Origin of the sequence: Rhodoplanes roseus, assembly GCF_003258865.1 — a bacterium.
GTDB classification, from domain to species: domain Bacteria; phylum Pseudomonadota; class Alphaproteobacteria; order Rhizobiales; family Xanthobacteraceae; genus Rhodoplanes; species Rhodoplanes roseus.
The window spans coordinates 1-9,144 of the sequence record NZ_NPEX01000239.1 but is presented as its reverse complement, the minus strand read 5'-3'; the positions used below and the strand labels follow the sequence as shown (position 1 = coordinate 9,144).

The window sequence follows — 9,144 nt, the reverse complement described above, 5'->3', positions numbered from 1 at the left end:
GGGCGCCCGGGTGCTGGCGCTCGGCGAGGAGATGCTGGCCCTCAAGGACCAGGTGATGGCGCTGCGCTCCGGCCCGGCGCCGAGGCGCTGGCTCGCATCCGGCATCCCGAGCTCGGCGTGCTGCTGCCCGGCCGCTTCCTGCCCGGGATCGACGAGGCGAGCCTGCTCGAGCTGACCGAGTACGCGCTGGTCTCGGCCATGGCCGACTGGGCGACCTTCCGGGCCGCGGGCTTCAACCTGCGGCTCGCCGTCAACGTGCCGGTGCACGTCCTCGGCCGGCTGCCGATCGCGGCCTTGGTGGCCGAGCATCGTCCGGACAGCCCCGACTGGCCCGGGCTGATGGTCGAGGTCACCGAGGACCAGATCGTCCGCGACATCAAGCGCGCCCAGGCGATCGCCGAGGGGCTGCGCGACAGCGGCATCACGGTCGCGATCGACGATTTCGGCGCCGGCTACTCGTCCTTTTCCAGCCTGCGCGAGCTCGCCTTCGCCGAGCTCAAGCTCAACCACAGCTTCGTCAAGGACTGCGCGACCGACGCCACCAACGCGGCGATCTGCCAGACCGCGATCGACCTGGCGCACCGCTTCGGCAGCGCCGCCGTGGCGGAGGGAATCGAGAGCCTGGCGGATCTCCAGGCGCTCCAGATCATGGGCTGCGACTTCGGGCAGGGCGTGCTGCTGGCGCCGCCGATGCCGAAGGAGCGCTTCCTCGGCCTGCTGCAGCAGCGCGCCGCGAAGCCGGCGGCCGCGGCGGCGCCGACGGGTGGCGCGCCACCCGCCGCCGCCACCGCCTGAGACTCAGATCTTCGGCTCGGCGAAGGGCAGGGCGGCGCCTTCGGGAACCGGCACCCGGAACGCGTCCAGCGTCATCGCGACCAGCGCGTAGTAGCCGAGAATGCCCATGAACTCGACCATCCCGGCGTCGCCGAACAGCTTGTGGAGGCGCACATAGGTGCGGTCCGACACCCGCTTCTTGCCGTACAGCTCGGTGACGAACGCGTAGACGGCCTTCTCGTCGGCCGCCGCGCGGGCCGGCGCACGGCCGGCCTTGAGATCGGCGATGGTGGCCGGTCTCACGCCGGCCTTCTGGGCGATCGGCGCGTGGACGTGCCATTCGTAGTGGGCGCGCCAGTGCCGCGCCGTGACCAGGATGGCGAACTCCGACAGGCGCGGCGACACCGACGTGCCGAAGCGGCAATGCGCGCCGAGCTCCTGCGCCAGCGCGCCGAACGCCGGCGCATGCATGAACACGCCGAACGGGCCGCGCAGATTGAGGCCGGCGCCGCGTGGGCCGGCCCGCATGGCGGCGAGCAGCGCGCGCTGCGCCTTGTCGAGCTTCGCCTCGTCGAGATCCGGCAGCCGGTAGGAGGGCGCGGCGAGCTTCGTGGACTTGGTGCGGCGGGCGGCGGCCTTCGGCGCGGCAGGCGTTCTCGCTGTCGGCGTCGTCGCTGCCGGCTTGATCGCGGCGGCCCTCTTAGGACCGATCGGCTTGGCGACGGGCTTCGTCGCGGACTCGCGTGCGGCGGGCGTGCGGGACGGGGCGGGCTTGGTGGATCGGGCCATGGGTTCTCCAGTCGGAATGCGGCCGGATCGCACCGGAACGCTGCGCGGAGGCTTGGCCGATTCCGGCGGCCCTGACAACGCCGCGACCGGCGACACGGCCGCGGAGGCCGATCGTTAAACTTGTCCGGACCGGCTGAACCGGGTCGAAAAGCCTTTGTGTCATCGTCTCCGACGTCGAGGGGACGACGGGGGCGAATGCGATGTGGGCCACGATGATCGCGGTCATCGTGCTGGTGACGACTCTCCTGCACGGGACCGACGAGCCGAGCGAAGCCGCGATGCGGCGCGCGTTCACGCGCAGCGTGTCGGACGAGGTGCGGGCCGTGCTTGACTTTGTCGGCGAGACCGAGGGCACGGTCGGGATCGCCCGCATCCGGCGCGCCGGTACGGCGCTGTTCGAGATCCGAAGCTTCACCAAGCACGACTGCACGCGCCTGCCGGAGGGCGACCATCACTGCGGCTTCGCGGTGGAGGTCGGTACCGTCGCCGGCCCCCTGCAGCAGACTCTCCGCGGGCGCTTCCGCACGCGACCCGGCGGACTCGCATTCTTCCACGCGGCGTGACGTCCGACGGCCGCGCCAAGCCGGGCGTGCCAAGCCGGGTCGGCACATGGTATAGCTTGTCGCGATCGGATCGGGACCGTCTCGGTCGCGCCCGGTCCCATGGGCCCGAAGGATGGAGCAGCAGGACAGAGCATGAAGGCCGCCCTGGTGTTCGCGGGCCCGACAGCCGCCACGGCGACGTTTCGGCCGTATCGGTCGCGCGCCTTCATCGGCGCACTGGCGGACGCCGGCATCGATGTCGTCCTGATCGATCTCGATCTCGAAACCGAGCAGCGCTTCGCGACCGTTCCGGCCGAACGCCCCGGCCTGGTGAGCTACCGCAACCACGTCGATCGCCTGCCGCTGATCCTCGCGCAGGAACGCCTCGCGCTGGTGCAGACCTTCGGGGCGACCGCGGAGCTCGGGCCGGTGTGGCGCCATGCGGCCCGGACCCGGACGCCGCTCGTTCATTTCGTCTCGTCCGAAGGCGGGATCGTCGATCGGCCGGCCGGCGGCGCGCGCCTCCTCACGGGGCTCGGCCGCGGCGACCGCGGCTTCATGCAGTGGCGGACGCGCCACGCGTCGCGCCATGTCGCCGGCGTGCTGGGATCGAACCGCGCCGACATGGGCCGCCATTTCCGCAACGGGTTCTTCCCGCGCTCGCGCTTCTCCATCGTCGCGCCCCCGGCCTCCGCGCGTCCCCCCGCGGCCGTGTCGCCGGCCGTGGTCGAGCGCCGCAAGATCCCGGTGTTCGGCTTCTACGATCCGGAGGCGACGCCCGAGACGCTGGAGCTGCTGCTCCGCGCCGTGGCGCTCACCGGCCAGAGCGACCTGTTCACGCTGCGGATCGCGCCGCGGGCGCTCGCCGGCGTCGTGAGCCTGCCCTCCGCCGTGTCGGCGGTCGAGGCCGCGGATGCCGACGCCTTCCTGCGCGAGGTCGACGTGCTGGTCGTCCCGCGCGCCGACGATCGCGCCGTCGTCCCGGTGCTGGCCGCCCTCTCGGCGCGCAAGAGCGTCATCGTGCCCGACACCGGCGCGCTCACCGAGATCGTCGACTACGGGCGCCGCGGCCTCTTGTACACGGCCGGCAGCGCCTATCACCTCGCGATCGCGATCAACGTGATGGCGCAGGCCTGGGGCAACCGGCCGTTCTCGTTCGAGGGAGTCGAGGAGGCGATCGGGCGGACCACGCCCGAGGCGCTGGCCCGCGTCTTCGCGGCGACCTGGCGGCGGCTCGCCTGACATGAGCCAGATCGATCCCGTCTTCGGCCTGATCGTGATTGGACGCGGCGACCCGCGGCTCGCCCGTGCGACCATCGCGGCGTCGCGCACCTGGCGGCATCCGCCGGCCCGCGTCGTGCTCGCTGTGCCGAAAGGCCGCGAGCATGTCTTCGCCAATGTGGCGCCCCCCGGACAGACCGTCTCGACCGTGGCCGCAGCCGAGCCCGAGATGCTGGCGGCGGCGGTCGCGTCGCTCGCCGGCGAGGTCGATCTGGTGCTGGCGACGCCCGAGGGCGTGGTGCTGGATCCGGCCTGGCTCGCCGGCCTGCGCGATCACGTGATCCTGTACGAGGACTCGATCGCCGGCGTCGACCTGGTCCCGGCGGTCGTGAAGATCGACACCGAGGCCGGCGGCGCGTCGTTCGACCTCGCGGTGGCGGACCGGCCGCGCGAGCCGCGCCTGCTCTCGCGTCTGCGCGGTGCGATCCGGGCGCGCAGCCTGATGGGCGCGGTGTTGTGGGCCCGCATCGAGACGCTCCGCCAGATCAAGCTCGCGACCACGGGCGAGGGCGGCGACGCGGTCAGCTTCATGCTCGCGCTCGACCAGCTGCGCGAGCGCGGCCGCACCACGGTGCGCCCCACCCAGCACGGCTGCCACGTCCGCCTGCTGCCGGAGCGGCGCACCGGCTTCGACGCCGGTTACGGGCTGTACCGGCGGCTCGAGCAGCTCGCCGACGCGCGCCGCAGCGCCGCGGCGGTCGGCGGACCGTCGACGAGCCACATCGATCTCGACCTCGAGCGGCTGCGGCTGATGGCGGAGCAGATGCTCCGCTCGGTGCTCGGCAAGGCCGGGCGGCACAACGCCGCGACGTTCCTGAAAGGCGCGCTCGCGGCACGTCGCGATGCGCTGGCGGTGCGCCGGACCGTGGTGCGGGATCTGCGCGAGCTGAGGTGACGCCGTCCCGGCCGCCCGACGGCCTCGGCGCTCAGCAGCTGTAGACGCCCTGCAGGTGCATGATCCGCTCCTGCAGCCGCATCTCCCGGATCACCTCGGTATGGTGCCAGACGAGCTCGGCCAGAAGCTCGGCGCGCGACACCAGGTCGACGGGCAGCCCGTCCTCGTCCAGCACCGCGACATGGTCGGCGTCGTGCGTCAGCAGCGCGAGCGCATCCGGCACGCTGGTGGCGAGCGACGCCGCGGGCGCCGCATCGACGAGGTCGGCGACCCGCAGATCGACCGCCGCCGTGCCGGGACGGCGCATCGCGGCACGTGCAAACGTCTTCATCGAGACGATGCCGCGCAACGTGCCGGCCTCGATCACCACTGCGGCGTCGCGATCGTGATCCGCCAGCAGCCGGGCCGCGTCGGCGAGCGTCGCGTCCGGTGCGACGGCGAGGAGAGGCGGGCGCCCCAGCTCGACGAGCCGGCGCAGGGTGCGAAACGGCCGGTCGAGGCCCGTGCTCATCGGCCGTGTCCGGTCGGTGCGATCAGCGTCGCGGTGAGGTCGTCGCGGCGGCCGCCGCACCAGCGGTCGAGCGCCGTGCCGAACACGGGCTGGTCCGGCGCCGCGGCCTCGAACAGCGTCATCGACGAGCGGAACTTGAGATCGTCGGGCGAGCCGAAGAGCGCGTGCAGCGACGGTGCCGGACAGTCCAGCACGGCCCGGGTGCAGGCGAGGAGCCGTGGCCCGAGCAGCGGGTGCTCCAGATAGGCCCGCGCCTCGTCGAGCGAGCCGATGCCATAGGCCTGCGCGGTGGGGGATCGTCCCAGCGCGCGGTGCTGCGGGAAGACGAACCACATCCAATGCGTGCGCTTGCGGCCGGCCTTCAGCTCGGCCAGCGCCGTCTCGTGGACCGGCGCCTGCGCGGTGACGAACCGGGCGAGGTCGAACGGATCGGACATTCTCTGGTCTCCTCACCTGTCCTGCCGGGAGCAGCGGCCGTGTCGCGCCGGTGAGGCGCTCCGACGATGTCGGCCTGGGCAGGCAGCCGAAAATATGAACAGGCGCGACGATGCGCCAGTCACATCGCCGGTCGATGCGCTCCGGCTCCCCGGCGTCGCGCCAGGGGTACGACGAAAACCCCTGCGCCGTCGGAACGATCCCGCGCTGCAGTATGATTTCGCTGTGCCGGATATCGGTACATTGTTCTGAAATCTGGCATGAATTATGAATAGGTCGTCCGGTCGCTACGCCGCACATCCGAGGTGGACGCATGGCCGCACTTTCGATCGACACCGACGAGCTGGTCGCGCTCACGCTGGCGCTGTGCAACATCGAGAGCCCGGCCGGCCGCGAGGCGGAGGTCGGCGGCTTCATCTTCGACTGGATGGCGCGGGAGGGTTTCTCGCCGCGCAAGATCGGCATGATGCCGGACCGTTTCAACGTGCTCGGCACGCTGCCGGGCCGCGGCGACGGCCTCAGCCTGATCTTCAACAGCCACATGGACACCGGGCGCAGCAAGGCCGACCGGTGGAGCATCCGCGCCCCCGATGCGCCGATCAACCACGGCGCCTGGATCGAGGGCGACGCGCTGCACGGCGAGGGCGTGGTCAACGACAAGGGGCCGATGGCCGCCTTCCTGATCGCAGCGAAGGCGATCAAGGCGTCCGGCGTCGAGCTGCGCGGCGACCTGCTGCTCTCCGCCGTGCCGGGCGAGATCGGCTACGAGGCCGTCGACGAGTTCGAGGCGCCGCAATATCTCAGCAAGGAGGTCGGCACCCGTTATCTGATCCAGCACGGCGGCGTCGCCGACTACGCGCTCGTCGCCGAGGGCACGGATTTCCGCTACGCCGCGATCGAGGCCGGCAAGGCGTTCTTCAAGATCACGGTGTTCGGCGATCCGCAGTACTACACGCCCTTCGTGCCCGACGCCGAGGTCGATGCGAAGCATCCCAACGCCATCGTGCGAGCCGCGCTGCTGGTGCCGGCGCTGCAGCAATGGGCCCGCGACTACGAGAAGCGCGAGGTCTACACCTGCGAGCACGGCACGATCGTGCCCAAGGCCGTGATCGGCGCCATCCGGGGCGGCAATCCGTATCACGTCACCCGCACCTCGGAGCTGTGCGCGCTCTATCTCGACTGCCGGCTGACGCCCGATTCCGATCCGCTGGCGCTGCGCCGCGAGCTGCGCGAGCTTCTCCGCGGCTGCGGCCTGGAGGGCAGCGTCGAGCTGTTCCTGTATCGCCGCTCGTACGGAGCGGGCGACACCGGCGCGCTGCTCGACGGCCTGAAGTCGGCGCACCGCGCCGTGCACGACGACGAGCTGGCGCTCGCCGCCCCGGTGTTCTCCAGCATGTGGCGCGACGTGCTGATCTTCAACGAGATGGGCATCCCGTCGATCACCTACGGCCCGCCGCGCGCCTTCCGCAAGCAGGCCGTGGCGATCGCGGACCTGGTCCGCTGCGCCGAAGTCTATGCCAAGCTCGCGATCGACGTGTGCAGCCGCGAGAAGCTGCTGCGCCCGTGACGTTCCGTTCGGTCGTGGCCCGACGGTGGCCCGACCCAGAAGCCTCGTGCATCACAAGGAGAGACCGTCGATGCGACCAGCCGCACCCCCGCCGCGCCGCGCCGCGAAGCAGGCCACCCGACGGGTCGTCCTGAGCGCCGCCTTGTCCGGGCTCGTCCTCGCCGGCCTCGGCGGTCTCGCGCCGGCCCGAGCCGCCGACTATCCCAAGCAGACGATCCAGATCGTCGTGCCGTTCACGCCGGGCGGCAACACGGACCTGCTCGCCCGCATTCTCGGCGAGAAGCTGCAGACGAAGCTCGGCGAGACCGTCACGGTGGTCAACCGGCCGGGCGGCGGCACCAATATCGGCGCTGCCGCGGTCGCCTCGGCACGGCCGGACGGCTACACGCTGCTGATCGGTCCGCCCGCCTCCTTCGTGGTGAACCAGTTCATCTATCCCTCGATGCCGTTCAACCAGGACACGGCGTTCGAGCCGATCTCGCTGATCGCCCAGTTCCCCAACGTGATGGTGACGGCACCGTCGACCGGCATCACCTCGATCCAGGATCTGATCAGCAAGGCCAAGGCCGATCCGGGCAAGCTCAACTACGCCTCGGCCGGCATCGGAGCGGCGAGCCATCTCTCCGGCGCCCTGTTCAACCAGATGGCCGGCATCGACACCGTGCACGTGCCCTACAAGGGCACGTCGCAGTCGCTGCAGGATCTGGTCGCCGGTCGCGTCTCCTTCACGATCGACAACCTCGGCCCGATCTACCCGTTCATCCAGTCGGGCCAGCTTCTCGCGCTCGGCGTCTCCACCACGAAGCCGGTCGACATCATCCCGAAGGTACCGCCGATCGCCTCGGTGCTGCCCGGCTACGAGCTGTCGTCCTGGAACGTGCTCGCCGCCCCTGCCGGCACCCCGAAGGAGATCGTCGATCTGCTCAGCCGGGAGTGCGCCGCGATCCTGAAGATGCCCGACGTGATCGAAAAGATGCGGTCCTTCGGCTCCGAGCCGGTCGGCGGCACGCCGGCCGAAACGACGGCGTTCCTCAAATCCGAGCGCACCCGCTGGGAGGCCGCCGTGAAGGCAGCCAAGATCAATCCCGACGAGTTCAAATAGGGCACGGACCACCTGCGGTGAGCCGCGGCGGCGCGTCTCGCCGCGGCGGATACGACGTGATCGCCTCTCCGACGTCGCCGGTCCGATGACATCGGCCGGCGACGTGACGAACCCCCGCGCATCACAAGGAGCCCCCGATGCGATCACCCGTCCCGACGCCGCGCGGAACTCCCGATCCTCCGACCCGACGCCGCGTCGCGTCGGCGCTCCTGGCCGGCCTCGCCGTCGCCGGCTCCGGCCTCCTCGTGCCGGCCGCGGCGGCCGACTTTCCCAAGCAGCCGATCCAGATCGTGGTGCCGTTCCCGGCCGGCGGCAACACCGACCTGGTCGCGCGCGTCCTGGCCGAGAGACTGCAGGCGAAGCTCGGCGAGACCGTCACGGTGGTGAACAGGCCGGGCGGCAGCACCAATATCGGCGCGCTGGCCGTCGCCACCGCGCGGCGCGACGGCTACACATTGCTGATCGGCTCGCCGGCCTCCTACGTGGTCAACCAGTTCATCTATCCGGCCATGCCGTTCAACCAGGACACCGCTTTCGCGCCGGTCTCGCTGGTCGCGCAGTTCCCCAATGTCCTGGTGACGGCGCCCTCGACCGGGATCGGCTCGATCCGGGATCTGATCACGACGGCGAAGGCGGAGCCCGGCAAGCTCACCTACGCCTCGGGCGGCATCGCCGCGTCGAGCCACCTGGCCGGGGCGCTGTTCAACCAGATGGCCGGCATCGACACGGTGCACGTGCCTTACAAGGGCACGTCGCAGTCGGTCCACGACCTGATCGCCGGGCGCGTGACCTTCACGATCGACAATCTCGGGCCGCTGCTGCCGTTCATCCAGTCCGGCCAGCTTCTCGCGCTCGGTGTCTCCAGCGGCGAGCCGGTCTCCCTGCTGCCGAAGGTTCCGCCGATCGCCAGCGTGCTGCCCGGCTACGCGCTGTCGTCCTGGAACGTTCTCGCCGCGCCGGCCGGCACGCCGGCCGAGGTCGTCGAGCTGATCAGTCGCGAGAGCGCCGTGGTCCTGACGATGCCGGACGTCATCGAGAAGATGCGCGCCTTCGGCTCCGAGCCGGTCGGCGGCACGCCGGCCGAGACGGCGGCGTTCCTGAAATCCGAGCGCACCCGCTGGGAGGCCGCCGTGAAGGCGGCGAAGATCAATCCGGAGGATTTCAAGTAGGAGGCGATCGGGGCGATAGGCTTCACCCGCAGGCCCGTTTCACCTCCCCTGGAGGGGGAGGTCGGATCGCGTAGCGATC

At 71.1% G+C, this 9,144-nt stretch carries 10 protein-coding genes; 7 read left to right on the top strand and 3 right to left on the bottom strand.

What is annotated here, in order from left to right:
• The first annotated feature begins 87 nt into the window (after positions 1-87).
• A complete protein-coding gene (locus CH341_RS24220; RefSeq protein ID WP_281023561.1) occupies positions 88-795 on the top strand; it encodes an EAL domain-containing protein in 708 nt (235 codons plus the stop codon).
• Between the two features lie 3 nt (positions 796-798).
• On the opposite strand, the gene CH341_RS24215 is transcribed toward CH341_RS24220, so the two are convergent.
• On the bottom strand, positions 799-1,563 hold the full coding sequence (locus CH341_RS24215; protein WP_210208592.1) for a carboxymuconolactone decarboxylase family protein: 765 nt from the start codon (positions 1,561-1,563) through the stop codon (positions 799-801).
• A gap of 200 nt (positions 1,564-1,763) precedes the next feature.
• On the opposite strand from CH341_RS24215, the gene CH341_RS24210 reads away from it, so the two are divergent.
• The 3 genes from CH341_RS24210 to CH341_RS24200 all read left to right on the top strand — a co-directional run bounded on the left by CH341_RS24210 (position 1,764) and on the right by CH341_RS24200 (position 4,281).
• The gene (locus CH341_RS24210) at positions 1,764-2,126 is read left to right on the top strand and encodes a hypothetical protein (RefSeq protein ID WP_111421547.1); all 363 of its coding nucleotides are present in this window, start codon (positions 1,764-1,766) and stop codon (positions 2,124-2,126) included.
• A gap of 132 nt (positions 2,127-2,258) precedes the next feature.
• Positions 2,259-3,347: a glycosyltransferase gene (locus tag CH341_RS24205; protein WP_111421546.1), complete on the top strand. Its 1,089-nt coding sequence runs from the start codon at positions 2,259-2,261 to the stop codon at positions 3,345-3,347.
• 1 nt (position 3,348) lies between these two features.
• Positions 3,349-4,281, top strand: coding sequence for a hypothetical protein (locus CH341_RS24200; RefSeq protein WP_111421545.1), 933 nt, complete (start codon positions 3,349-3,351; stop codon positions 4,279-4,281).
• A gap of 31 nt (positions 4,282-4,312) precedes the next feature.
• On the opposite strand, the gene CH341_RS24195 is transcribed toward CH341_RS24200, so the two are convergent.
• Both CH341_RS24195 and CH341_RS24190 read right to left on the bottom strand, forming a co-directional pair.
• Positions 4,313-4,792, bottom strand: coding sequence for a CBS domain-containing protein (locus CH341_RS24195; protein ID WP_111421544.1), 480 nt, complete (start codon positions 4,790-4,792; stop codon positions 4,313-4,315).
• Entirely contained in the window at positions 4,789-5,229 is a 441-nt protein-coding gene (locus tag CH341_RS24190; protein ID WP_111421543.1) for a DUF1810 domain-containing protein, read from the bottom strand. Before CH341_RS24190 ends, CH341_RS24195 begins: the two co-directional genes overlap by 4 nt.
• Before the next feature lie 311 nt (positions 5,230-5,540).
• Here CH341_RS24190 and CH341_RS24185 point away from each other — a divergent pair, with 311 nt between their 5' ends.
• The 3 genes from CH341_RS24185 to CH341_RS24175 all read left to right on the top strand — a co-directional run bounded on the left by CH341_RS24185 (position 5,541) and on the right by CH341_RS24175 (position 9,065).
• Positions 5,541-6,794: a M20/M25/M40 family metallo-hydrolase gene (locus CH341_RS24185; protein ID WP_111421542.1), complete on the top strand. Its 1,254-nt coding sequence runs from the start codon at positions 5,541-5,543 to the stop codon at positions 6,792-6,794.
• A 70-nt stretch (positions 6,795-6,864) separates the two neighbouring features.
• A complete protein-coding gene (locus CH341_RS24180; protein ID WP_170149784.1) occupies positions 6,865-7,896 on the top strand; it encodes a Bug family tripartite tricarboxylate transporter substrate binding protein in 1,032 nt (343 codons plus the stop codon).
• A gap of 137 nt (positions 7,897-8,033) precedes the next feature.
• The gene (locus CH341_RS24175) at positions 8,034-9,065 is read left to right on the top strand and encodes a Bug family tripartite tricarboxylate transporter substrate binding protein (protein WP_111421540.1); all 1,032 of its coding nucleotides are present in this window, start codon (positions 8,034-8,036) and stop codon (positions 9,063-9,065) included.
• Positions 9,066-9,144 lie beyond the last annotated feature (79 nt).

Bases quoted from the DNA above. Each gene is read 5' to 3' on its own strand.
- CH341_RS24180 (WP_170149784.1), top strand. From the start codon at position 6,865: ATGCGACCAGCCGCACCCCCGCCGCGCCGCGCCGCGAAGCAGGCCACC.
- CH341_RS24205 (WP_111421546.1), top strand. From the start codon at position 2,259: ATGAAGGCCGCCCTGGTGTTCGCGGGCCCGACAGCCGCCACGGCGACG.
- CH341_RS24185 (WP_111421542.1), top strand. From the start codon at position 5,541: ATGGCCGCACTTTCGATCGACACCGACGAGCTGGTCGCGCTCACGCTG.
- CH341_RS24200 (WP_111421545.1), top strand. From the start codon at position 3,349: ATGAGCCAGATCGATCCCGTCTTCGGCCTGATCGTGATTGGACGCGGC.
- CH341_RS24210 (WP_111421547.1), top strand. From the start codon at position 1,764: ATGTGGGCCACGATGATCGCGGTCATCGTGCTGGTGACGACTCTCCTG.
- CH341_RS24215 (WP_210208592.1), bottom strand. From the start codon at position 1,563: ATGGCCCGATCCACCAAGCCCGCCCCGTCCCGCACGCCCGCCGCACGC.
- CH341_RS24190 (WP_111421543.1), bottom strand. From the start codon at position 5,229: ATGTCCGATCCGTTCGACCTCGCCCGGTTCGTCACCGCGCAGGCGCCG.
- CH341_RS24195 (WP_111421544.1), bottom strand. From the start codon at position 4,792: ATGAGCACGGGCCTCGACCGGCCGTTTCGCACCCTGCGCCGGCTCGTC.
- CH341_RS24175 (WP_111421540.1), top strand. From the start codon at position 8,034: ATGCGATCACCCGTCCCGACGCCGCGCGGAACTCCCGATCCTCCGACC.